Raw genomic sequence first — 22,987 nt, 5'->3', positions numbered from 1 at the left:
ACGCGATGAAGCGTAGGAAAGAAGGCATTCCTCCAATGAGCAGCAACGAGACTCCCCGCGGGCCCGTCGACTCCTCCCGCGTGCCCCGGTACGCCGGTCCCGCGACCTTCGCCCGGCTGCCCCGGCTGGACGAGGTCGGCCGCGCCGACGTCGCCGTCGTGGGCGTGCCGTTCGACTCCGGTGTCTCGTACCGGCCGGGTGCCCGCTTCGGCGGCAATGCCATCCGCGAGGCGTCCCGGCTCCTGCGCCCGTACAACCCGGCGCAGGACGCCTCCCCGTTCGCCCTCGCGCAGGTCGCGGACGGCGGCGACATCGCCGTGAACCCGTTCAACATCAACGAGGCCGTGGAGACCGTCGAGGCCGCCGCGGACGACCTGCTCGGCACGGGCGCCCGGCTGATGACCCTCGGCGGCGACCACACCATCGCGCTGCCCCTGCTGCGCTCGGTCGCGAAGAAGCACGGCCCGGTCGCCCTGTTGCACTTTGACGCCCACCTGGACACCTGGGACACCTACTTCGGAGCCGAGTACACCCACGGCACCCCGTTCCGCCGCGCGGTCGAGGAGGGCATCCTCGACACCTCCGCGCTCTCCCACGTCGGCACCCGCGGCCCGCTGTACGGCAAGCAGGACCTCACCGACGACGAGAAGATGGGCTTCGGCATCGTCACCTCGGCGGACGTCTACCGGCGCGGCGCCGACGAGGTCGCCGACCAGCTCCGCCAGCGCATCGGCGACCGTCCGCTGTACATCTCCATCGACATCGACTGCCTCGACCCGGCCCACGCCCCCGGCACCGGCACGCCCGAGGCCGGCGGCATGACCTCGCGCGAGCTGCTGGAGATCCTGCGCGGACTGGCCTCCTGCAACCTGGTCTCGGCGGACGTCGTCGAGGTGGCCCCCGCGTACGATCACGCGGAGATCACGTCGGTGGCCGCCTCCCACACGGCGTACGAGCTGACCACGATCATGTCCCGCCAGATCGCCGCGGCCCGGAAGGACTCGGAAGCCAAGTGACCCACGACCACGACCTGGTGCTCCGCCCGACGCCCGCCCAGACGGAGGCCGCCCTGAATCCTCCTGACGGCCGCAACGGCGGAGACCTGGTCGTGGAGACCCTGGCCGCCCTGGGCGCGACGACCGTCTTCGGCCTGCCCGGCCAGCACGCCCTCGGCATGTTCGACGCGCTGCGCCGCTCCGACCTGCGCTACATCGGCCTGCGGGTGGAGAACAACGCCGGGTTCGCGGCCGACGCCTACGGCCGGATCACCGGTGAGGCCGCGCCGCTGCTGCTGTCGACCGGGCCGGGCGCGCTGACGTCCCTGCCCGCGCTGCAGGAGGCGGCGGCCGCGTCCGCGCCCGTGCTGGCGATCAGCAGCCAGGTCCCGACGGCGGGCCTCGGCGGCGGGCGCCACGGCTACCTGCACGAACTGCCCGACCAGGCGGCCTCGTTCCGGGGCGTGGTCAAGTCCGTCCACACCGTGCGCACCCAGTCGCAGATCCCCTCGGCGATCGAGGCGGCCTGGAAGTCGGCGCTGACCGCCCCGCACGGGCCGGTGTGGGTGGAGATCCCGCAGGACGTGCTGCTCGCCGGGACGGCGATCCCGGTGGTGACGGGCGGCGACGCCTTCCCCGAGGAGCTGCCGCCCCGCCCCGAGCTGACCGCCGTCGCCGCCGACCTGCTGTCGAACGCGGCCCGCCCGGCGATCATCGCGGGCGGGGGAGTGGTCCGCGCGGACGCCTCCGGCAAGCTGAGGCAGCTGGCGGAGCTGCTCCAGGCGCCGGTCGTCACGACCCCCGGCGGCAAGGGCGCCTTCCCCTGGAACCACCCGCTCTCCCTGCAGTCCTGGATCGAGGACCGGCACACCACCGACTTCCTGGAGGACGCCGACGTCCTGCTGGTCGTCGGCTCGGGGCTCGGCGAGCTCTCCTCGAACTACCACACGTTCAAGCCGCGCGGCCGGATGATCCAGATCGAGGCCGACCTCGGCAAGCTGGAGTCCAACCACCCGGCCCTGGGCATCCACGCGGACGCCCGCCTCGCGCTGCAGGCACTGCTGGAGACGGTGTCGCCCCGCGAGGACAAGGCGGCGGCGGACCGCGTCCGGGACGTGCTCGCGAAGGTCGCCGACCGCATCGCCGGCCAGGGCCTCACCCTGGAGCAGGACGTGCTGGCGTCCGTGCGCCGGGCGCTGCCCGCCGACTCCCCGTCCTTCTGGGACATGACGATCCTGGCGTACTGGGCCTGGTCGGCCTTCGACGCCAAGGGCCCCAACCACCTGCACTCCGCGCAGGGCGCCGGCGGCCTCGGCTACGCCTTCCCCGCGGCCCTGGGCGCGGCGGCGGCCGACCCGACCCGGCCGGTCCTCGCCGTCTCCGGCGACGGCGGCGCCCTGTACTCGATCGCCGAGCTGGCCACCGCCCGCCAGTACGACCTGGACGTCACCTGGCTGATCGTCGACGACGGCGGCTACGGCATCCTGCGCGAGTACATGACCGACGCGTTCGGCGAGGCCACCGCGACCGAACTGACCCGGCCCGACTACGTGGCCCTGGCCGAGTCCTTCGGCGTCCCCGGGATCCGCACCACCCCGGAGCACCTGGAGCAGGACCTCGCGAAGGCGCTGCGCACGCCCGGGCCGTCGGTAATCCTGCTCCCGGCCGTGCTGCGGATGTTCGCGCCGACGCATCTGGGCTGAGGCGGCGGCCGGACCGGCCGGGCGGAGTTTCCCGCTCCTCACATGGGAGGGCCAGGACTGGGCACCTGTGTATCGCCCATCCCAGCGAAGGGGAGCACATCATGGTAATCGCCGCCGTCATAGGCGTCTGCGTCGTCCTGGCCATCCTGGCCTTCCTCGTCCCCCGCCTCTCGCGCCATCCCGAACGCGGCACCCAGCGCACCCTCGGTGCCGGCGCCCGGGCCGGCGGCAAGGCGCCCGGGCCTCTGGGCCGGCTCTTCAGCAAGCCCTTCCACACCAGCTCGCGCGCGGTCGGCCGCAGCGGTTCGGCGGGCCGCCGCACCCGCGGCCGCCTGCCCTTCTGACCGGCGCGCCGGCACAGCGGGAGCGAGGACATGAACGCCGAAGACGCCGGCAAGCTGCTGGACGGGCTCACCGTCGACGACAGCAGACGCGAACAGCCGATCGTCCTGGACGCCGACGGGCGTCCCATCCGCACCTGGCGCGAGAACTATCCGTACGACCGCAAGGTGAGCCGCAAGGAGTACGAGCGGACCAAGCGCATCCTGCAGATCGAGTTGCTCAAGCTGCAGCGGTGGGTCAAGGACACCGGGGCGCGCCTGGTCGTCGTGTGCGAGGGACGTGACGCGGCGGGCAAGGGCGGCACGATCCAGCGGTTCATCGAGCGGCTCAACCCGCGCGGCGCCCGCGTGGTCGCGCTGGACAAGCCCACCGAGCGCGAGACGGGCCAGTGGTACTTCCAGCGGTACATCGCGCACCTGCCCACGGCCGGGGAGATCGTCTTTTTCGACCGCTCCTGGTACAACCGGGCCGGCGTGGAGCGGGTGATGGGCTTCTGCTCCAAGGACGAGTACGAGCTGTTCCTCGACCAGTGCCCGGCCTTCGAGCGGATGCTGGTCGAGGACGGCGTCCTGCTGGTGAAGTTCTGGTTCTCCGTCTCCCGCTCGGAGCAGCGCACCCGCTTCGCGATACGGCAGGTCGATCCGGTGCGCCAGTGGAAGCTCTCCCCGACCGACGTGGCCTCGCTGGACCTGTGGGACGACTACACCGAGGCGAAGGTCGACATGTTCCGCGCCACGGACACCGAGCACGCCCCCTGGACCGTCGTCAAGAGCAACGACAAGCGGCGTGCCCGGCTGGAGACCATGCGCAGTCTGCTGTCGCGTATCGACTACGCCAACAAGGACAGCGAGGCGGTCGGCACACCGGACCCGCTCATCGTCGGCGCCGCCGACACCCTCCTGGAGCCCGGTGAGGAGGACACCACGCTCTCGCCCACCCCGCTGTCCTCCGGCGCCGAGGGCCCCGGACGGCACCCGCAGCCGGACTGACGCTCCGGACGTGGGAGGGCCGGGGAGCATCGCCGCTCCCCGGCCCTCCCACGTCCGATGCTCACTCGGTGGCGGGGTCGGCGGGGCGGAAGCACGCCGTCACCGCCTTGCCGTGGCGCTGGCAGCGCATCTCCCAGTCGTCGGCGAGCTCCCGCACGATCGCCACGCCCCGGCCGCCGACGTCGCCCGGCTCCGACCGGCGCGGGCGCGGCAGCGTCGGATCCTCGTCGTGGACGCTCACGTGGAGGCAGTCGCCGTCCCAGGTGAGCGCCAGGTGGGCGTCGCTGTGCGCGTGGACGTGCGCGTTGGTGATCAGCTCGGAGACGGCCAGCACGACGGCGTCCACCGTGTCCGGCTCCGCTGCGGCCCACGGCAGGGACGCGAGACGCTCGCGCGTCCACTCCCGCCCGGCCCGTACGCCCTCGGACATGGGGAACGAATGTGCCCAACCCATCGCCTTCACCGTCACTGCCCCGACCTCATCTCCCTCGTCCACTGTTGCCGTGCCCCGGGCGAGTACCCGACAGCATCACCACCAGACATGCGGACGGCCTCGTACTGACGGACGGGCGACGGGAGTTCCCGCAGGGGGTCAGTGGAACCAGAACAGCAGCGTGTCCGGGGTCGTCCCGGGCCCCCGCGCGTTCTCCCACTCCTCGGCCTCGAACCGCATGACGTCGGTGAACCGGCGGGCCGCGTCGCGGAATTGCGGGTCGAGCCGGTCCAGCACGGACGCGTAGGCGTCGGCGAGCGCGGCGGCCCGCCGGGCCGGCAGGGTGCCGACGGCGGGCACCACGTGGCCCGGGTGGGGCAGGCGCAGCGGCGGGCCGCCGAACAGGAAGGTGCCGGGGAGCAGGTCGGACGGCACGCCGTGCCGGGCCAGTTCGTCGTCCAGGGTGTGGAACCACGACGGACGCCGCCAGGCACCCAGGTCCGTCGGGTCGGAGAAGTGCGCCGCGACGACCTGGTAGAAGGCGTAACTGTAGGCCGGGCAGCGGTCGGTGCTCGGAGCGCCCTCGATCAGCTCGTCCAGGGCCCGGCCGATGGACACGTCGAGCTCGATGCCCTGCTCCTCGAACCGGGCGTCGGTGCGCTGGCACTCCGCGCGGATCCGGGCGAGCGTGCGCTCCTGCTCCTCGGTCCGCTCCACCGCGGTGAGCAGCCGCACCACCGTTCTCATGTCGCCGGTGCTCATTTCGAGGCAGTAGCCCACCTGTGCTCCCCTTCAGCCGGTCGCCGGACACCGTGTCCATGATCGGGGACGCCGAAACGGCCCCGGACCGAGGGGCCGGGGCCGTTCGCCGGTGCGGGCGGGCGGCATGACGGTGTGTCAGCCGGCGTCGGACGGGTTCCACGGCTGGTGGCCGCTGTGCGGGAGCCGGCCGCCGCCTGGGAGACCGCACCGCGCCCGGTAACGAATCGCACAAGCGTTGGGCAACGCCTACAACCATTGCCCCGGGCCCGTGAGTCGACACGTGCATGACTTCTGGGACATCCCGCCGCGCGAGAGTGCTGGCGGCGACCGTGGGCACGGGCGTCCTCGTGCCGCTCGTCGCCGCCGCCACGCCCGCGGCCGCCGCCACGCCGGCCGTGACCTGCACCTCGGCCAAGGCCGGCCTGGCCACCAAGCTGACGAAGGACATCACCGCCGCGCTCGCCACCCGCAAGGGCACGGTCGCCGTCGGCCTCCACGACCGCAGCACCAGCACCACCTGCACCCTGCGTGCGGGTACCGCCTACGACTCGGCCAGCGTCGTCAAGGTCACCGTGCTCGCCACGCTGCTGTGGGACGCGAAGAAGACCGGCCGCTACCTCACCGACCGCGAGAACACCCTCGCGAAGGCCATGATCACCAAGTCGGACAACGCCGCGACCTCCACCCTGTGGAAGCAGCTCGGCATGACGAAGATCAAGGGCTTCCTCGCCGCGGCCGGCATGACCCAGACCAAGCCCGGCGCCGACGGCTACTGGGGCCTGACGCAGATCACCGTCACCGACGAGCAGAAGCTGCTCAAGCTCATCACCGGCGTGAACGCGGTCCTGAGCGACAACTCCCGCGCCTACATCCTCAAGCTGATGAGCCAGGTCGTCTCGTCCCAGCGCTGGGGCACGCCGTACGGAGTGCCCGCGGGCGTGACCGTGGCCGTCAAGAACGGCTGGCTGCAGCGCTCCACGAACGGCTGGCGGGTGCACAGCATCGGCGCGTTCAAGGGCGGCGGCCACGACTACACGATGACCGTGCTCACCCACGGCAACAGCACGATGAACTACGGCATCGCCACCATCCAGGCGGTCGCCAAGGTCATCCACCGGGACCTGGCGGCGAGCTGAGCCGGCGCTTCACCGCGCCGCCCACCGCGCGTCACCGACCGGTCCTACGGTGACGCCCATGCCCTTGAGAACCCACCTCGCCCTCCTCACGGCGGGCCTGGCGGCGGCCACGTGCCTGACCGCCGCCGGCCCCGCCCAGGCGTCGGCTCCCCACGCCTGTTCGCCGTCCGTGTCCATCGACCGCTTCTCGGACGCGCTCGACAAGACGACGTACGAGAACACCGTCGTCGGCAACCTCTCCGCGCTGGCCGTCGACCGGGACGGTTCCCTGGCCGCCCTCTCCGACCGCTCGTCCCTGTTCCGCCTGGACCCGCGGACGCTGCGGCCCAGGTCCGTGCTCCCCCTCACGGACGAGAACGGAGCCGCACTCGACTCCGAGGGACTGGTCGTGGACCGGGACGGCACCTGGCTCGTCTCCTCCGAGACCGAGCCGTCGGTACGCCGCTACTCCCGCACCGGCGAGATCCTCGACCGCCTCCCGGTCCCGGACGAGCTGCGCGTGGCCCCCGCCGGCCGGGGCCGGGCCAACGGCACCTTCGAGGGCCTGACCCTGCTGCCCGGTGGCCGCACCCTCGTCGCCTCCATGGAGTACCCCCTGGCCGGCGACCCGGCCGACACCGTCCGCTTCCAGACCTGGCAGCGCCAGGGCTCCCGCTTCCGGCTCGGCGCTCCGTACACCTACCGCACGGACCCGGGCCTCGGCGTCCCCGAGATCCGGGCCACTCCCGACGGCCGCCTCCTGGTCCTGGAGCGCGGCTTCACGGCCGGCGTCGGCAACACGGTCCGCCTCTACCTGGCCGACCCCCGCCACGGCATGCGCAAGACCCTGCTCACCGACCTCGTGACCTGCCCGGACCTGGGCGCCACGGCCAGGCAGCCCCAGCCGAACCCGCTCCTCGACAACATCGAGGCCATGACGATCACGGGCCGCACCAAGAACACCCTGAGGGTCCTGCTGGCCAGCGACGACAACGAGAACCCGGCCCAGACGACCCGCTTCTACGCACTGCGGGTACGCCTGTGATCACATCTCCCAGCCCAGCAGCGGGACACGGGCCCCGGTGAGCAGGGCCAGAGCCAGCACCGCCGACAGCAGCAGCACCGCGGCGAGCCGCAGCGCCAGGCGGGCGATCTCCGCCTCGCCGGACACCTGGCGCGGCGCGCTCGGTCCAGGTCGTAGCCCTCCGCGTCCATCGCGAAGGCCGGCACGCGCCAGCACAGGGCGGCGCACAGGCTCACCACGGCCTCGGCCGCAGCGAAGCGCGGCCGCCGTCCTGGCTGCACGAGGGAGAGGAGCATGATCGGACGACCTTGGCGCGGACCTACGTCCTCGGACGGGTGTTCCTCGGTCGCTGGTCGGGAAAGCACCGGCGCGGGATGAAATCCGCTGCCCGGCGCGTTGGTGCCTTCCGGCAGATCAGGACGGATGGAGGGTACCGGCGTGACACCGAAACGGGGATGGGCACGACGACTGTGGGCGTACGCGTGGCGCCGTCCGAAGGACGTCGTCCTCGCTCTCGGCTCCTCCCTCGCCGGCATGGCCGTGATGGCCCTCGTCCCGCTGATCACCAAGGTGATCATCGACGACGTCATCACCGACCACACCAGGTCCATGACCACCTGGGCCGGCCTGCTCGTCGGCGCCGCCCTGGTCGTCTACGTCCTCACCTACGTCCGCCGCTACTACGGCGGCCGGCTCGCCCTCGACGTCCAGCACGACCTGCGGACGGAGATGTTCGGCACGATCACCCGGCTCGACGGCCGCCGCCAGGACGAGCTGTCCACCGGCCAGGTCGTCGGCCGCGCCACCAGCGACCTCCAGCTGATCCAGGGCCTGCTCTTCATGCTCCCGATGACCATCGGGAACTTCATGCTCTTCCTGATCTCCCTGGTGATCATGGCGTGGCTGTCCGTGCCGCTCACCCTGGTCGCCCTGGCCGTGGCGCCCGCCCTGTGGTGGATCGCCAGGCGCAGCCGCACCCGGCTGCACCCCTCCACCTGGTACGCCCAGGCCCAGGCCGCAGCCGTCGCTGGCGTGGTCGACGGCGCCGTCAGCGGCGTGCGCGTGGTCAAGGGCTTCGGGCAGGAGGAGCAGGAGACCGGCAAGCTCCGGGACGTCAGCCGCAGGCTCTTCGCGGGCCGGCTGCGCACCATCCGCCTGAACTCCGTCTACACCCCGGCCCTGCAGTCCGTCCCCGCCCTCGGCCAGGTCGCGATGCTGGCCCTCGGCGGCTGGCTGGCGGTGCGCGGGCACATCACCCTCGGCACGTTCGTCGCCTTCTCCACCTACCTCGCGCAGCTCGTCGGCCCGGTCCGCATGCTCGCCATGGTGCTCACGGTCGGCCAGCAGGCCCGTGCGGGCACCGAGCGGGTCCTGGAGCTGATCGACACCGAGCCGTCCCTGACCGACGGCACCAAGGAGCTGCCCGCGGACGCCCCCGCGACCGTGGAGTTCGACGACGTCTCCTTCGGCTACGAACCCGGCCGCCCGGTCCTGGACGGCCTCTCCTTCGAGATCCGCCCCGGCGAGACCCTGGCCGTCGTCGGCTCCTCCGGCTCCGGCAAGTCCACCGTCTCCCTGCTCCTGCCGCGCTTCTACGACGTCACCCGCGGTGCCGTCCTGGTCGGCGGGCACGACGTGCGCGAGCTGTCCCTGGAGTCGCTGCGGTCCGTGATCGGGCTGGTCCCGGAGGACTCGTTCCTCTTCTCCGACACCGTCCGCGACAACATCGCCTACGGCCGCCCGGACGCCACCCAGGAGCAGATCGAGGAGGCCGCCCGTGTGGCCCAGGCGGACCGGTTCATCGCGGAGCTGCCCGACGGCTACGACACCACCGTCGGCGAGCACGGCCTCACCCTCTCCGGCGGCCAGCGCCAGCGCATCGCCCTGGCCCGCGCGATCCTCAGCGACCCGCGCCTGCTGGTCCTGGACGACGCCACCTCCGCCGTCGACGCCCGGGTCGAGCACGAGATCCACGAGGCGCTCAAGGGCGTCATGCGCGGCCGGACGACCCTGCTGATCGCCCACCGCCGCTCCACGCTGAACCTCGCCGACCGCATCGCCGTGCTGGACGGCGGCCGGCTCGCCGACATCGGCACCCACGAGGAACTCCAGGAGCGCTCGGCGCTCTACCGGCGCCTGCTCACCGACCCCGACGAACTGGGCGCGGTCTCCCCGGGCCACACCCCGCCCGCCTGCCCCCGGGAGGACGTCTCCGTACGGGAGGAGCTGGACGCCGAGTTCGACGCCGAGCGCGGGGTCACCCCGCGGCTGTGGACCGGCGACCGCGAGCGCAAGGACCCGGCCCTCGCCGAGAGCCCCGCCACCCCCGAGCTCCTCGCCCAGGTCGAGGCGCTGCCCCCGGCCACCGACGTGCCGGACGTCGACGAGGCGCGGGCCGTCCAGCCGGAGGAGTCCTACGGCCTGGGCCGGCTGCTGCGCGGCTTCGGGCTGCCGCTGCTGGTCAGCCTCGCCCTGGTCGCCGCCGACGCGGGCATGGGCCTGCTGCTGCCGGTGCTGATCCGGCACGGCATCGACTCGGGCGTCACGCAGGCCTCGCTCGGCGCGGTGTGGGCGGCGTCCCTGCTCGCGCTGGTGACCGTGGCCGTGCAGTGGGCGGCCCAGGTCGGCGAGACCCGGATGACCGGACGCACCGGCGAGCGGGTGCTGTACGCGCTCCGGCTGAAGATCTTCGCCCAGCTCCAGCGCCTCGGTCTCGACTACTACGAGCGGGAGCTGACCGGCCGGATCATGACCCGGATGACGACCGACGTCGACGCGCTGTCGACGTTCCTGCAGACGGGCCTGGTCACGGCCTTCGTCTCGGTCGTCACCTTCTTCGGCATCATGGGCGCCCTGCTGGTGATCGACCTGGAGCTGGCGCTGGTCGTCTTCGCGACGCTGCCGCCGCTGATCATCGCCACGTACTTCTTCCGCCGGGCGAGCGTGAAGGCGTACGAACTGGCCCGCGAGCGCGTGTCGGTGGTCAACGCCGACCTGCAGGAGTCGGTGTCCGGGCTGCGGATCGTGCAGGCGTTCCGGCGCGAGCGGGACGGCGGGCGGCGGTTCGCCGAGCACAGCGACAGCTACCGGCAGGCCCGCATCCGGGGCCAGTGGCTGATCTCCGTGTACTTCCCGTTCGTGCAGTTCCTGTCGTCGGTGGCGGCCGCGGCCGTGCTGATCGTGGGCGGGGCCCGGGTCGACGACGGCACGCTGGCGATCGGCTCCCTGGTCGCCTACCTGCTCTACATCGACCTGTTCTTCGCGCCCGTGCAGCAGCTCTCCCAGGTCTTCGACGGCTACCAGCAGGCGTCCGTCTCGCTGGGCCGCATCCAGGAGCTGCTCCAGGAGCCGACGTCGACGAAGTCCGCCGACGAACCCCGCGAGGTGCTGTCGCTGCGGGGCGAGATCGCCTTCGAGGACGTGCACTTCGCGTACGGCGACGACGAGGAGGCGCTCGTCGGGGTCGATCTGCGCATCCCGGCCGGGCAGACCGTCGCGTTCGTCGGCGAGACCGGCGCGGGCAAGTCGACGCTCGTCAAGCTCGTGGCCCGCTTCTACGACCCGACCGGCGGCCGGGTCACCGTCGACGGCGCCGACCTGCGCACCCTGGACCTCACCTCGTACCGGCACCGTCTGGGGGTCGTCCCGCAGGAGGCGTACCTCTTCCAGGGCACCGTCCGCGACGCCATCGCCTACGGCCGTCCCGACGCCACCGACGCCGAGGTGGAGGCGGCGGCCCGCGCGGTCGGCGCCCACGACATGATCGCCACGCTGGAGGGCGGCTACCTGCACGAGGTCGCCGAGCGCGGCCGCAACCTCTCCGCCGGGCAGCGCCAGCTGATCGCCCTGGCCCGGGCCGAGCTGGTCGACCCGGACGTGCTGCTGCTCGACGAGGCCACGGCCGCCCTCGACCTGGCCACGGAGGCGCAGGTCAACCAGGCCACCGACCGGATCGCGGGCCGCCGCACCACCCTCGTCGTCGCCCACCGGCTCACCACCGCCGCCCGGGCCGACCGGGTCGTCGTCATGGACCACGGCCGGGTCGCCGAGGACGGCACGCACGAAAAACTGCTCGCACGCGGCGGCCGGTACGCGCGGCTGTGGCGGACCTTCGTCGGCGCCGCCGAGCCGGAGGAGCCGGTCGGCGCCTCCCGTTGAGAGCCACTCACAGCGCTTCCGTAACGCCCGTGCAACCATCCGACATACGTCATGCGTCCGTACTGCCGTACGCCGATGGTCGCGGACGACGCGGTACGGGAGGACGACAGTGGACAGTGGAGCGATACGCCGGCGGCTCGCGCTCGGCCTGGCCGTGCTGACCGCCTCCGGCCTGCTCGCGGTCGTGGCGCCGGGCGAGGCCCAGGCCGCATCCTCCGCCTACTGTCCCGGCCGCAAGGTCCGCACGCTGCCGTTCTCCACCGGCACCGTGCTCGTCTACAAGCGCGGCGGCTACGTCTGCGCCGTGACGCTCGCCAAGCGGCCCGGCACGAAGCGCACGATGTCGGTGAGCGTGCAGGCGCGCGGCAACCGGCCGGTGGTCGACCAGGGCAGGTACGCGCACCACGCGGGCCCGGTGACCGTGCACGCCGGGCGCCGCTGCGTCTGGCTCAAGGGCAGGGTGGGGGCGGGGCGTTACAGCTCCGGCTGGATCCTGTGCTGACACAGGGTTTTCCCTATGTCCCCTGGTGCTCGGGTGAGTTGGTCCGCTAGCTTCCGGCGCACATCTGTCTCACAGGGGAGTGCGCATGCGCAAGGCGCTCAGATGGCTGCTGGCGCTCACGGTGCTCATAGGCACGTTGAGCACGGCCGGGGCGGCCACCGCCGCCGAGCCGGAGGCCGGCACCACTGACATCAAGGAGAGACTGCTCTCCGTACCGGGCATGAGCCTGGTCGAGGAGAAGCCGTACGCGGGTTACCGCTTCTTCGTCCTGAACTACACGCAGCCGATCGACCACCGCAAGCCGTCCAAGGGCACCTTCCAGCAGCGCGTCACCGTGCTGCACAAGGACGTCGCCCGCCCGACGGTCTTCTTCACCAGCGGCTACAACGTCTCCACGACGCCCCGCCGCAGCGAGCCCACGCAGATCGTGGACGGCAACCAGGTCTCCCTGGAGTACCGCTTCTTCACCCCGTCCCGGCCCCAGCCGGCCGACTGGTCGAAGCTGGACATCTGGCAGGCCGCCAGCGACCAGCACCGCGTCTTCAAGGCCCTGAAGGACGTCTACGGCAAGAAGTGGATCTCCACGGGCGGCTCGAAGGGCGGTATGACCGCCACCTACTACGAGCGCTTCTACCCCCGCGACATGGACGGCGTCGTCGCCTACGTCGCCCCCAACGACGTGGTGAACAAGGAGGACTCGGCCTACGACCGGTTCTTCGCCCGCGTCGGCACCGAGGAGTGCCGCGACCGGCTGAACGGCGTGCAGCGCGAGGCACTGGTGCGCCGCGAGCCGCTGGAGCGGAGGTACGCCGCCTTCGCCGAGGAGAACGGCCTCACCTTCACCACCATCGGCAGCCTGGACAAGGCCTACGAGGCGACCGTCCTGGACTACGTGTGGGGCTTCTGGCAGTACAGCCTGCTGTCCGACTGCGACCAGATCCCGGCCGACGCGAAGAACGCCACCGACGACGAGATCTGGACCTCCGTCGACACCATCTCCGGCTTCTCCGCCTACGCCGACCAGGGCCTGTCGAACTACACGCCGTACTACTACCAGGCCGGCACGCAGCTCGGCGCGCCGACGATCCACTTCCCGCACATCGAGAAGCGGTACATCCGCTACGGCTACCAGCCGCCGCGGAACTTCGTGCCGCGTGACATCCCGATGCGGTTCCAGCCGTCGGCGATGCGGGACGTGGACACCTGGGTCCGGCACAACGCCCGCCACATGCTCTTCGTCAACGGCCAGAACGATCCGTGGAGCGCGGAGCCGTTCCGCCTCGGCAAGGGCGCGAAGGACTCCTACGTCTTCACCGCCCCCGGCATGAACCACGGCGCCAACGTCGCGAGCCTGGTGCCCGAGCAGAAGGCGCTCGCCACCGCCCGCATCCTCGACTGGGCCGGTGTCGCCCCGAGCGCGGTGCAGGCCGACCCGCGGGCGGCGAAGCCGCTGGCGAAGTACGACGCCAAGCTCGACAAGCGGGACGTGCAGCGGGAGATGACGCTGCGGCCGTGATCGCGTGATCCCCTGATCACGCGTGATGGCGTGATCACCGCGCCCGGCCGCCGCTCACAGCGGCCGGGCGCACCCCACGGGCCGGTCCCCGCCGAGCCGGACGTACAGGGCCGTCGAGGCGGGGCAGTCGGCCCGGGCGGTGACCGCCCGCGTCACCTTGTACTCCGGTTCCCGCCCGCCCTCGCCGTCGCACGCGGTCTCGCGGACCTGGCCCTCGCCGGAGCTGTAGACGCAGTCGCCGACGATGGTGCGCGGCCCGCCCCCGCCGCCCGGATCGCCCGGGTGCGGCGGCTGGAGGTTGCGCATGCAGGCGTAGCCCTGCGGCACCGCCCCGTCGCCGTCCTCGTCGGAGGAGGGCCGCTGCTCGCTGATGTGCAGCACGAAGTCCGTGGTCGCCGGGCAGCGCGGCCCGTCCCGCACCGTGCCGTCGTGCCGCGTCACCACCCGCGCCGCCGCCCGTTCCCCCGCGCACGGCACCTCGGAGAAGCTGGTCGTCCCGAACGAGCTGCACTCGCCGACCGCCAGGAACACCGCCCCGTACCCCGACGGCCGCGTCGGCGCCGGCGACACCGTGGAGGTCCGGCCGGTCCCGGAGGCCGGCCCGCCCAGCCGGCCGTCCTCCGCAGTGCCCCCGGACGGGCTCTGGCACCCGGTCAGCAGCGCCCCGAACAGCACCAGCAGCCCCCACACCACCCCCGCCGCACTTCTCACACGCATCGCCGACCCCCCGAGTCCCTCGCCCAGCGTGACCCGCACGGGCGGGCGCACGCCAGGCACCTGGGGCGGTTTGCGCACCTTGGGGGTGGTGCGCCCGTTCCATGACGTACGTCTAGTACGTCAGCCCGTACCCGACCGGGTACAGCACCTGCTCCGGATCATCCGCCCGCTGCACCGGGACCGGCAGCCGCCCGCGCGGCTTCGCCCGTCCCGCGATCACCCGGGCGGCGGCCCGCAGTTCGACGTCGGTCCAGGAGTAGGCGGCCAGGAAGGCCGGTACGGACGGCAGGCGGGCCACGTCGTAGGGGTTGCGGATCGCGACCGCCACGACCGGCCTGCCGGTCGCCACGAGCTGCTCGACCAGCGCCTGCTGCGCGCTGCCCGCGGTGACGTTGTACGTGGCGGCCACCACCGCGTCCACCTCCCCGGCGGCGGCGACGGCCTTCGCGATCGTCGCCGCGGAGGGGGCGGTGCCGGTCGGCAGGGCGGTGGCCGTGAAGCCCAGCTGGGTCAGCGCGCCCGCGAGCACACCCGTGGGCGGACCGGTCGTGCCCGACGGAGAGGCCGGATCCGCGCCCACCACCAGCACCTTCGGGTGCCGGCGCCGGGACAGCGGCAGCAACCGCCCCTCGTTGACGAGCAGCGTGGTGGTCCGCTCGGTGATCCGGTCGGCCGCGGCCAGGTGCGCTCCGGTCCCGACGGTCCGGTCGACACCGGCCCGGCTGACGTACGGCGCGCGGAACAGTCCCAGCTTCGCCTTCAGCCGCAGGATCCGCAGAACCGATGCGTCGAGCCGCGCCTCGGTGAGCTCGCCCTCCCGTACGGCGGTCAGCACGGCGTTCCAGGCGAGGTCCAGGTCGGGCGGGTTGAGCAGCTGGTCCACGCCCGCCTTGAGCGCGAGCACCGGCACGCGGTCGTCGCCGTACTTGGTGCGGACGCCCTCCATGCCGAGGGAGTCGGTGACCACCACGCCGTCGTAGCCGAGGCGTTCGCGCAGGATGCCGGTGAGGATCGGCCGGGAGAGGGTGGCCGGGTCGCCGGAGTCGTCCAGGGCCGGGACCATCAGGTGTGCCGTCATGATCGAGTCGATGCCGGCGGCGATGGCGGCCCGGAACGGCGGGGCGTCCAGCTTCTCCCACAGCTCGCGGGTGTGCGTGATGGTGGGGAAGCCGGTGTGGCTGTCGACGTTGGTGTCCCCGTGTCCGGGGAAGTGCTTGGCCGTGGCGGCGACCCCGGAGCCCTGGTACCCGGCGACCTCGGCCGCCACCAGCGCGGAGACGGCCCGCGGGTCGGCGCCGAAGGACCGTACGCCGATGACCGGGTTGGCCGGGTTGACGTTCACGTCGGCGACGGGGGAGTAGTTCTGCCGGATGCCCATCGCCCGCAGCTCGGCACCCGCGATCCGGCCCAGCGCGCGGGCGTCCGGGCGCGACCCGCCCGCTCCGACGGCCATGGCGCCCGGGAACAGCGTGGCGGGCTTGCCGACCCGGGCCACGATGCCGTGCTCCTGGTCGGTGGAGATGAGCACGGGCAGGCCGCGCGGCAGGCCGAGGGAGGCCCGCTGGATGCCGTTGGACAGGTCGGCGATCTGGTGCGGATCGCGGGTGTTGTGCGCCCAGGCGAAGTAGATGATGCCGCCGACCCGGTACCTCTCGATCAGCTCGGCGGCCGTGCGGACGCCGAGTTCCTTGAGGTTGGCGTCGATGTCGGCCTGGTCGGGGGCGGTCGCGGAATGGCCGTAGACCCGCGTCACGAAGAGCTGTCCGACCTTCTCCTCCAGCGTCATGCGGGAGACGAGGGCCCCGAGCGCGCTGTCGTCCGGGGCGCCGGCCGCGGAGGCGGGCGCGGCGGCCGCGAGGGCGGCGGTGAGGCCGGCGCCGGCGGCGAGGAGGGTGCGTCTGGAGGGTTGTGCGGTGCTTCCCGTGCTTGCCGTGCCGGTGTCGTGCACGTGCGCTCCTTTGGGAGGTGATCCGCTGGGATCCGCTGAAGGAAACTTCCAGGAGATCACCAATAACCGGGAAGTTTCTGCCAGTCAAGGGAAAGCACAGTAACCAGTGAGGGGCCGCCACCGGCGCGGTTGGAGGGGGGCGCGCCGATGGCGGCGGTGCCGCCGGCCCCGGTACGGCGGAGAGGGTGGTCAGCGATCGCAGCCAGCAGCGAGGGCCGACACCGCACCGTGGTGACTCTCCGGCGGCCTGCGATTGGACGCCCCGCATCCGGTCCGGGTTCCCGACCCGGCCCGCATTTCCGCAAGTAGGGACGCGGGAGAACCGAGGGACGGACGGGACGGCGAGCCGGGCCCGGCCGGACGCCTCGACGAAGGGTCAGCCACGCGTACGCCTCGACGCGTTCGGCCAGTGTTCGGTGATGACCCGTACGGTCTCCGCGATGGCCGGTCGTCGGGCCGCTCCCGTTCGCCACAGGGCGTACAGGCGCCGCACCGGCAGCGGGTCGAGGGGCACCTCCACCACTCCGGCGGGCAGCGGCCCGCGTCCCAGCCGTGGGATGAGGGCGACGCCGAGTCCGGCCGCGACGAGGGCGACCAGGGTGGGGTTCTCGTCGGCCTGGTGCACGAGGTCCGGCTCGTGCCCGGCCGCGCGCAGCGTACGCAGCAGCCAGTCGTGGCAGACCCGGCCCGGCGGCTGGCAGATCCACCGCTCGCCCCCCAGCTCCTCCCGCCTCACGGCGTCCCGCCCGGCGAAGGGGTGCCCCTCGGGCACGAGCAGATCGCACAGGTCGTCCCCGATGAACGCCTGCTCCACGCCGGGCGGCGCGGGCAGGGGCGCGATGTCCCAGTCGTGCGCGACGGCGAGGTCGACGGCCCCCTTCGCCACCAGGTCGACGGACAGATGCGGGTCCAGCTCGGTGAGCCGCGCGTCCAGGGCGGGGTGTCTGCGGGCCAGCTCGGCGAGGACGCCCGGCATCAGCCCGCGCGCCGCCGATGCGAACGCGGCGACGGTCAGCCGGCCGGCCGGCCGTCCCCGCCGCTCCTCCAGCGCGGTCTCCGCCCGCTCCACGATGGCCATCAACTCCTGCGCCGCGACGACCAGTTGCCGTGCCTCGTCGGTGAGCCGGACGCCCCTGCCCGCGCGTTCCAGCAGGACGGTCCGGGTCTCCCGCTCCAGCTTGGCGATCTGCTGGGACACGGCGGAGGGCGTGTACCCGAGCGCGACGGCGGCGGCGCCGACGGTGCCGTGCACGGAGACGGCGTGCAGGGCGCGCAGCCGCTGGAGATCGAGCATGGGCCCTCCTCTGATCAGCGATGCTTCATCCAACCATGCAGGAATCATCGCTGGTGCTTCACGGTCGAAGGGCGCGATGCTCACGTCATGCGTCCCGCACACCTCACCCTCGCCGTCCTGGTCGCCGCCGTCTGGGGCGTCAACTTCACGGTCATCGAGATCGGCCTGGACCACTTCCCGCCGCTGCTCTTCTCCGCCCTGCGCTTCCTCGTGGCGGCGCTCCCGGCGGTGTTCCTCGTCGGCCGCCCGAAGGTGGCCTGGAAGTGGATCGTGGCCGTGGGTCTCGTCCTGGGGGTGGCGAAGTTCGGCCTGCTGTTCGTGGGGATGGACGCCGGCATGCCGGCGGGTCTGTCCTCCCTGGTGCTGCAGATCCAGGCGGTGTTCACGGCGGTGATAGCCGCCGCGGCCCTCGGCGAACGACCCACCGGCATCCGCCTGCTGGGCATGCTGGTCGCCCTGGCCGGCATCGCCGTGGCGGCCGTCGACGAGGGCGCCTCGGGCCCGCTCGGCGCCTTCGCGCTGGTCGTCGCCGCCGCGGCCTGCTGGGGCGCGTCGAACGTCCTCACCCGGAAGGCGGCCCCCGCCGACGCGCTGAACTTCATGGTCTGGGTCAGCACGGTCCCGGTCCTGCCCCTGCTGGCCCTCTCCCTCCTCGTCGAAGGCCCCTCCCGCGACCTGGCGGCCCTGCGCGCCCTGGACTGGCAGGGCGCGGGCACGGTCGTCTACGTCGCCTGGATCACGACGGTCTTCGGCTTCGGCGTCTGGGGCTTCCTGCTGCGCCACCACCCCGCCTCCACGGTGGCGCCCTTCTCCCTCCTCGTCCCGGTCTTCGGCATGTCGTCGGCGGCGCTGTTCCTCGACGAGCCGGTGAGCCCCCTGCGGTGGTGCGCGGCGGCCCTGCTGGTGGGCGGGGTGGCGCTGACGTCCCTGACGCCGCGCCGCACCCGGCCCACCACGGCGCCGGCGGCGGTCGTCAGGACGCGTCGACCAGCAGCCCGGGCCCGTTGACGTGATAGGTGCGCGCCCGCACGCCGAGGCCCGGGTCGCCGTCGAGGCCGCTGTCGTCGGCCCAGGTGACGAGCGCGCTCTCCGGGCCGTCGCCGAAGGCCGTGGCCGCGCAGGTGTGGAACCGCCGCCCGGCGGCCGCCGTGCTGACCTGCACCTTGTCACCGAGTGAACCCTGCGAGTCCGAGCAGACCTTGGCCATCACCGTGGGCACCGTGTCGAAGGTGTCGGCGCTCTGCTCGATCCACGTCATCAGGAAGCGCCCGCCGGGCAGATGGGACACGGCCGGTGACGTCCGGGTGAAGCCCACCGGGGAGCCTGCCGTGATGTCGAACAGTTCCGTGCCGTCGGCCTCGAAGACGCTCGCCGCGACCGTGGTCTGCGGCTGGCCCAGGTCGCTGTCCGGCACGCGTTCGATGTGCGTGACGACGAAGCGCTGGGTGTCCAGCAGCGTGAGCCCGTTGACACCGGTGAAGCCTCCGACGTTGGGCCGGATCTCCTCCGTCAGCGCGTTGCCCTCGAAGTCGAAGAACCGCAGGGTGAGCCGGCCACCGCCGACGGACGAGGGGTCGGTCGACCAGGCGACGACCACGTTGCCGTCCGCGAGGACCGTGGCGGCGGGCTTCTCGTGGAAGCCCTCGGTGGTGCTGACCGTGAACTCCGGGGTCGCCGGGCTGCCGTCCGGCCGGTACCGCCGTGCGCGGATGCGCTGGTCGGCCCGCGGGCTCGCCCACGTGACCAGCACCCCGCCGTCGATCATGAAGGTGAGGGAGGGCCGGACCCGCGGATCCGCGTCCGCGGTGACCAGCGTCTGCGGACCGGCCATCCGGCCCTCCGCGAACCGCTGGAGCTTCACGGACGGGGCGGGCGGAGGCGCGTTGAAGGGGGTCTCCAGCCAGACGGCGAACTGACCGCTGATCCCGGCGGACAGCACGGACGGCCACAGCGGGCGCACCCCCTGCCCCTCCGCGGGCTGCCTGCTGACCGCGATCTCGTCTCCGAGCTTGTCCCCGTCGGTGCCCAGGAACTGGCCCTTGATGACGAAGTCGCTCTCGTCGGACCACAGTTCCAGGTACTGCGTGCCGAACAGGGCGTCCACGGCGGGCTGGAACTGGTCGCCGGCTGTCGTGGTGTTCACATGGAAATCGGCCATGGCTGCTCTCCGGATCAGGAGTGAGGGGAAGAGAGAGCGGTACGGCCGGCCGAGTCCTTGAGGACAGCGTGTCACGCCCCGAAGACGCCTGCATCCGGAGCGACGGCCACTGCCCGTCCCCGCACGAGGACGGGCGGCGGCCGTGATGCGCCACGCGGGTCAGCGGGTGTGGGCGGTGAACCTCTCCGCCGTCTCGGCCAGGACCTCGCGTCCGTCCCGTGCCCACAACCCGGCGTTGAACAGCTCGACTTCGATCGGCCCGGAGTACCCCGCGTCCTCCACGCACCCCTGCCACGCGCGCATGTCGATCGCGCCGTCGCCGATCTGGCCGCGGCCGGTGAGGACGCCCTCCGGCAGGGGGGTCGTCCAGTCGGCGAGCTGGAAGGTGTGGATGCGTCCGCCCCGTCCCGCGCGGGCGATCTGCGCGGGGGCCGTGTCGTCCCACCAGATGTGGTACGTATCGACCGTGACCCCGACCTGGTGCGCGGGGAAGCGTTCCGCGAGGTCCAGGGCCTGGGCCAGCGTGGACACCACGCAGCGGTCCGAGGCGTACATCGGGTGCAGCGGCTCGATGGCCAGACGGACCCCGTGCCGCTCCGCGTACGGGCCCAGCTCCGCCAGGGCGTCCGCGATGCGCTCCCGCGCCCCGTGCAGGTCCTTCGAACCCGCCGGGAGCCCGCCCGAGACCAGCACCAGGGTGTCCGTGCCGAGGGCCGCCGCCTCGTCGATCGCGCGGCGGTTGTCGGCCAGGGCCCCGGCCCGCTCCCGCGGGTCGATCGCGGTGAGGAAGCCGCCCCGGCACAACGTCGTCACCGTCAGGCCCGCGTCCCGGACCAGCTTCGCCGTGGCCTCCAGACCGTGCGCCCGCACCGGCTCCCGCCACAGGCCGACGTTGCGGACGCCCAGGTCGCCGCAGGCCTGGACCAGTTCCGGCAGCGACAGCTGCTTCACCGTCATCTGGTTGATGGAGAAACGGTCCGACCCGGATGTGCTCACTGGTCCACCCCGTACACGCTCAGCAACGTCCTCATCCGCTCCTCGGCCAGCTTCGGGTCGGGGAACAGCCCCAGGCCGTCGGCCAGCTCGTACGCCGTGGCGAAGTGCGGCAGCGAACGGGCCGACTGCAGACCGCCGACCATCGTGAAGTGCCGCTGGTGCCCGGCCAGCCAGGCCAGGAACACCACGCCCGTCTTGTAGAAGCGGGTCGGGGCCTGGAAGAGGTGGCGGGACAGCCCGACCGTGGGGTCGAGCAGTGCCCGGAAGCCCGGCACGTCACCCGTGTCCAGGACCCGGACCGCCTCGGCCGCCAGCGGGCCCAGCGGGTCGAAGATGCCGAGCAGGGCGTGGCTGAAGCCCTGGTCGTCGCCCGCGATCAGCTCCGGGTAGTTGAAGTCGTCGCCGGTGTAGCAGCGCACGCCCTTCGGCAGGCGGCGGCGGAGGTCGATCTCCCGCTGGGCGTCCAGCAGCGAGACCTTGACGCCGTCGACCTTGTCGGGGTGCGCGGCGATGACGTCCAGGAAGGTGCGGGTGGCGGCGTCCAGGTCCGTGGCACCCCAGTAGCCCTCCAGCGCCGGGTCGAACATCGGGCCCAGCCAGTGCAGGATCACCGGCTCGGACGCCTGGCGCAGCAGGTGCCCGTACACCTCCAGGTAGTCCTCCGGCCCCTTGGCGACCGCGGCCAGCGCCCGCGAGGCCATCAGGATCGCCTGGGCGCCCGACTCCTCCACGAGGGCGAGCTGTTCCTCGTAGGCGGCCCGGATCTCCGCCAGGCCGTACGGGTGACCGAACTCGGTGACCGGCAGCTGGTCGGTGCCCACGCCGCAGGCGATCAGGCCGCCGACCGCCTTGGCCTCGGCCGCCGAGCGGCGGATCAGCTCCGCCGCGCCCGCCCAGTCCAGGCCCATGCCGCGCTGGGCGGTGTCCATGGCCTCGGCGACACCCAGCCCGTGCGACCACAGGTGGCGGCGGAAGGCGAGGGTGGCGTCCCAGTCGACGGCGGCGGGCGAGTCGGGGGAGACGTCCGCGTACGGGTCGGCCACGACGTGCGCCGCCGAGAAGACCGTACGGGAGGTGAAGGGCGTTCCGGCGGTGACGGCCAGGGGTTCGGTGCGCGGCTCGTACGTGCGCAGCGCCCCGCCCGGGCCCGGGAGTCGGATGGTCACAGCGAGATCTCCGGCACGTCGAGGCGACGGCCCTCGGCCGAGGACCTCAGGCCCAGCTCGGCGAGCTGGACACCGCGGGCACCGGCCAGCAGGTCCCAGTGGTAGGGGGCGTCGGCGTAGACGTGCTTGAGGAACAGCTCCCACTGGGCCTTGAAGCCGTTGTCGAACTCGGCGTTGTCAGGGACCTCCTGCCACTGGTCGCGGAAGACCTCCGTGGCGGGGATGTCCGGGTTCCACACCGGCTTGGGGGTGGCCGAGCGGTGCTGGACCCGGCAGTTCCTGAGCCCGGCGACCGCCGAGCCCTCCGTGCCGTCGACCTGGAACTCCACCAGCTCGTCGCGGTGGACGCGCACGGCCCAGGAGGAGTTGATCTGGGCGATCGCGCCGCCCTCCAGCTCGAAGACGCCGTAGGCGGCGTCGTCGGCCGTGGCGTCGTAGGGCTTGCCGTCCTCGTCCCAGCGCTGCGGGATGTGCGTGGTGGCGATGGCCTGGACCGACTTCACCCGGCCGAACAGCTCGTGCAGCACGTACTCCCAGTGCGGGAACATGTCGACGACGATGCCGCCGCCGTCCTCCGCGCGGTAGTTCCACGACGGGCGCTGCGCGGTCTGCCAGTCGCCCTCGAAGACCCAGTAGCCGAACTCGCCGCGCACGGACAGGATCCGGCCGAAGAAGCCGCCGTCGATCAGGCGCTTCAGCTTCAGCAGGCCCGGCAGGAACAGCTTGTCCTGGACGACGCCGTGCCTGACGCCGGCCTCGTTCGCCAGCCGGGCGAGTTCGAGGGCGCCCTCCAGTCCGGTGGCCGTGGGCTTCTCGGTGTAGATGTGCTTGCCCGCCGCCACGGCCTTCTTGATGGCCTCCTCGCGGGCCGAGGTGACCTGGGCGTCGAAGTAGATGTCCACCGTCTCGTCCGCGAGGACCGCGTCCAGGTCGGTCGAGACGTGCTCAAGACCGTGCTGCTCGGCCAGGGCCCGCAGCGCGTGCTCGCGGCGGCCGACCAGGATCGGCTCGGGCCACAGCACGGTGCCGTCGCCGAGGTCGAGGCCGCCCTGGTCACGCAGGGCGAGGATGGAGCGGACCAGGTGCTGGCGGTAGCCCATGCGCCCGGTCACGCCGTTCATGGCGATACGCACCGTCTTGCGTGTCACGTCGTTCCCTTCGTACGCGGT

Annotated in this window: 20 protein-coding genes; 10 read left to right on the top strand and 10 right to left on the bottom strand. The window is 72.6% G+C overall.

Translation table 11 applies throughout. The annotated features are described in order from the left end of the window. Window positions 1-35 precede the first annotated feature (35 nt). The 4 genes from speB to ppk2 all read left to right on the top strand — a co-directional run bounded on the left by speB (window position 36) and on the right by ppk2 (window position 4,029). On the top strand, window positions 36-1,016 hold the full coding sequence (gene speB / locus ABTZ58_RS05240; protein WP_030838119.1) for an agmatinase: 981 nt from the start codon (window positions 36-38) through the stop codon (window positions 1,014-1,016). After that, a complete protein-coding gene (locus tag ABTZ58_RS05235) occupies window positions 1,013-2,698 on the top strand; it encodes a thiamine pyrophosphate-binding protein (protein WP_351350593.1) in 1,686 nt (561 codons plus the stop codon). Before speB ends, ABTZ58_RS05235 begins: the two co-directional genes overlap by 4 nt. A 101-nt stretch (window positions 2,699-2,799) precedes the next feature. Next, a complete protein-coding gene (locus ABTZ58_RS05230; RefSeq protein WP_351350591.1) occupies window positions 2,800-3,042 on the top strand; it encodes a DUF6411 family protein in 243 nt (80 codons plus the stop codon). 30 nt (window positions 3,043-3,072) lie between these two features. After that, on the top strand, window positions 3,073-4,029 hold the full coding sequence (gene ppk2, locus ABTZ58_RS05225; protein WP_351350589.1) for a polyphosphate kinase 2: 957 nt from the start codon (window positions 3,073-3,075) through the stop codon (window positions 4,027-4,029). A 61-nt stretch (window positions 4,030-4,090) separates the two neighbouring features. Here the strand turns inward: ppk2 and ABTZ58_RS05220 are convergent, their stop codons facing one another. Together ABTZ58_RS05220 and ABTZ58_RS05215 are read right to left on the bottom strand one after the other, a co-directional pair. Further along, window positions 4,091-4,498, bottom strand: coding sequence for an ATP-binding protein (locus ABTZ58_RS05220; RefSeq protein WP_351350587.1), 408 nt, complete (start codon window positions 4,496-4,498; stop codon window positions 4,091-4,093). Between the two features lie 123 nt (window positions 4,499-4,621). Continuing rightward, on the bottom strand, window positions 4,622-5,242 hold the full coding sequence (locus ABTZ58_RS05215) for a DUF7691 family protein (RefSeq protein ID WP_502996010.1): 621 nt from the start codon (window positions 5,240-5,242) through the stop codon (window positions 4,622-4,624). Between the two features lie 266 nt (window positions 5,243-5,508). On the opposite strand from ABTZ58_RS05215, the gene ABTZ58_RS05210 reads away from it, so the two are divergent. Both ABTZ58_RS05210 and ABTZ58_RS05205 read left to right on the top strand, forming a co-directional pair. Further along, entirely contained in the window at window positions 5,509-6,360 is an 852-nt protein-coding gene (locus tag ABTZ58_RS05210; RefSeq protein WP_351350583.1) for a serine hydrolase, read from the top strand. Window positions 6,361-6,418: 58 nt separating this feature from the next. Next, entirely contained in the window at window positions 6,419-7,384 is a 966-nt protein-coding gene (locus ABTZ58_RS05205; RefSeq protein ID WP_351350581.1) for an esterase-like activity of phytase family protein, read from the top strand. Here ABTZ58_RS05205 and ABTZ58_RS05200 read toward each other — a convergent pair whose 3' ends face one another. Continuing rightward, window positions 7,385-7,510, bottom strand: coding sequence for a hypothetical protein (locus ABTZ58_RS05200; RefSeq protein ID WP_351350580.1), 126 nt, complete (start codon window positions 7,508-7,510; stop codon window positions 7,385-7,387). Window positions 7,511-7,801: 291 nt separating this feature from the next. On the opposite strand from ABTZ58_RS05200, the gene ABTZ58_RS05195 reads away from it, so the two are divergent. The 3 genes from ABTZ58_RS05195 to ABTZ58_RS05185 all read left to right on the top strand — a co-directional run bounded on the left by ABTZ58_RS05195 (window position 7,802) and on the right by ABTZ58_RS05185 (window position 13,539). Next, window positions 7,802-11,521 carry an ABC transporter ATP-binding protein gene (locus ABTZ58_RS05195; protein WP_351350578.1) on the top strand — a complete coding sequence of 1,240 codons (3,720 nt, stop codon included), beginning with the start codon at window positions 7,802-7,804 and terminating at the stop codon, window positions 11,519-11,521. Window positions 11,522-11,630: 109 nt separating this feature from the next. Beyond that, the gene (locus ABTZ58_RS05190) at window positions 11,631-12,023 is read left to right on the top strand and encodes a hypothetical protein (protein ID WP_351350576.1); all 393 of its coding nucleotides are present in this window, start codon (window positions 11,631-11,633) and stop codon (window positions 12,021-12,023) included. Window positions 12,024-12,108: 85 nt separating this feature from the next. After that, entirely contained in the window at window positions 12,109-13,539 is a 1,431-nt protein-coding gene (locus ABTZ58_RS05185) for a S28 family serine protease (RefSeq protein ID WP_351350574.1), read from the top strand. 54 nt (window positions 13,540-13,593) lie between these two features. On the opposite strand, the gene ABTZ58_RS05180 is transcribed toward ABTZ58_RS05185, so the two are convergent. The 3 genes from ABTZ58_RS05180 to ABTZ58_RS05170 all read right to left on the bottom strand — a co-directional run bounded on the left by ABTZ58_RS05180 (window position 13,594) and on the right by ABTZ58_RS05170 (window position 17,498). After that, window positions 13,594-14,256 carry a hypothetical protein gene (locus ABTZ58_RS05180; RefSeq protein WP_351350572.1) on the bottom strand — a complete coding sequence of 221 codons (663 nt, stop codon included), beginning with the start codon at window positions 14,254-14,256 and terminating at the stop codon, window positions 13,594-13,596. Between the two features lie 112 nt (window positions 14,257-14,368). Further along, window positions 14,369-16,204: a glycoside hydrolase family 3 protein gene (locus ABTZ58_RS05175; RefSeq protein WP_351350570.1), complete on the bottom strand. Its 1,836-nt coding sequence runs from the start codon at window positions 16,202-16,204 to the stop codon at window positions 14,369-14,371. Between the two features lie 376 nt (window positions 16,205-16,580). Further along, complete coding sequence (locus ABTZ58_RS05170) at window positions 16,581-17,498, bottom strand: LysR family transcriptional regulator (RefSeq protein WP_351350568.1); 918 nt, start codon at window positions 17,496-17,498, stop codon at window positions 16,581-16,583. An 87-nt stretch (window positions 17,499-17,585) separates the two neighbouring features. Here ABTZ58_RS05170 and ABTZ58_RS05165 point away from each other — a divergent pair, with 87 nt between their 5' ends. Beyond that, window positions 17,586-18,506, top strand: coding sequence for an EamA family transporter (locus tag ABTZ58_RS05165; protein ID WP_351350566.1), 921 nt, complete (start codon window positions 17,586-17,588; stop codon window positions 18,504-18,506). Here the strand turns inward: ABTZ58_RS05165 and ABTZ58_RS05160 are convergent. From ABTZ58_RS05160 to ABTZ58_RS05145, 4 genes are all read right to left on the bottom strand, one after another. Beyond that, on the bottom strand, window positions 18,472-19,656 hold the full coding sequence (locus ABTZ58_RS05160) for a hypothetical protein (RefSeq protein ID WP_351350564.1): 1,185 nt from the start codon (window positions 19,654-19,656) through the stop codon (window positions 18,472-18,474). The genes ABTZ58_RS05165 and ABTZ58_RS05160 overlap by 35 nt on opposite strands. Window positions 19,657-19,815: 159 nt before the next feature. After that, window positions 19,816-20,613, bottom strand: coding sequence for a sugar phosphate isomerase/epimerase family protein (locus ABTZ58_RS05155; RefSeq protein ID WP_351350977.1), 798 nt, complete (start codon window positions 20,611-20,613; stop codon window positions 19,816-19,818). Between the two features lie 35 nt (window positions 20,614-20,648). Further along, complete coding sequence (locus tag ABTZ58_RS05150; protein WP_351350562.1) at window positions 20,649-21,818, bottom strand: dihydrodipicolinate synthase family protein; 1,170 nt, start codon at window positions 21,816-21,818, stop codon at window positions 20,649-20,651. Continuing rightward, the gene (locus tag ABTZ58_RS05145) at window positions 21,815-22,966 is read right to left on the bottom strand and encodes a Gfo/Idh/MocA family protein (protein WP_351350560.1); all 1,152 of its coding nucleotides are present in this window, start codon (window positions 22,964-22,966) and stop codon (window positions 21,815-21,817) included. The genes ABTZ58_RS05150 and ABTZ58_RS05145 overlap by 4 nt, the downstream gene beginning before the upstream one ends. Between the last annotated feature and the right edge of the window lie 21 nt (window positions 22,967-22,987).

The organism is Streptomyces sp. NPDC094143, from assembly GCF_040303825.1.
In the GTDB taxonomy this organism is placed as follows: domain Bacteria; phylum Actinomycetota; class Actinomycetes; order Streptomycetales; family Streptomycetaceae; genus Streptomyces.
The sequence above is the reverse complement of the archived record's forward strand: the minus strand, read 5'-3'. Positions and strand labels throughout refer to the sequence as shown.

Coding starts and splice junctions, on each gene's coding strand:
- speB (WP_030838119.1), top strand. CDS start 36: ATGAGCAGCAACGAGACTCCCCGCGGGCCCGTCGACTCCTCCCGCGTG.
- ABTZ58_RS05230 (WP_351350591.1), top strand. CDS start 2,800: ATGGTAATCGCCGCCGTCATAGGCGTCTGCGTCGTCCTGGCCATCCTG.
- ppk2 (WP_351350589.1), top strand. CDS start 3,073: ATGAACGCCGAAGACGCCGGCAAGCTGCTGGACGGGCTCACCGTCGAC.
- ABTZ58_RS05210 (WP_351350583.1), top strand. CDS start 5,509: ATGACTTCTGGGACATCCCGCCGCGCGAGAGTGCTGGCGGCGACCGTG.
- ABTZ58_RS05205 (WP_351350581.1), top strand. CDS start 6,419: ATGCCCTTGAGAACCCACCTCGCCCTCCTCACGGCGGGCCTGGCGGCG.
- ABTZ58_RS05185 (WP_351350574.1), top strand. CDS start 12,109: ATGCGCAAGGCGCTCAGATGGCTGCTGGCGCTCACGGTGCTCATAGGC.
- ABTZ58_RS05180 (WP_351350572.1), bottom strand. CDS start 14,256: ATGCGTGTGAGAAGTGCGGCGGGGGTGGTGTGGGGGCTGCTGGTGCTG.
- ABTZ58_RS05170 (WP_351350568.1), bottom strand. CDS start 17,498: ATGCTCGATCTCCAGCGGCTGCGCGCCCTGCACGCCGTCTCCGTGCAC.
- ABTZ58_RS05165 (WP_351350566.1), top strand. CDS start 17,586: ATGCGTCCCGCACACCTCACCCTCGCCGTCCTGGTCGCCGCCGTCTGG.
- ABTZ58_RS05160 (WP_351350564.1), bottom strand. CDS start 19,656: ATGGCCGATTTCCATGTGAACACCACGACAGCCGGCGACCAGTTCCAG.
- ABTZ58_RS05155 (WP_351350977.1), bottom strand. CDS start 20,613: ATGACGGTGAAGCAGCTGTCGCTGCCGGAACTGGTCCAGGCCTGCGGC.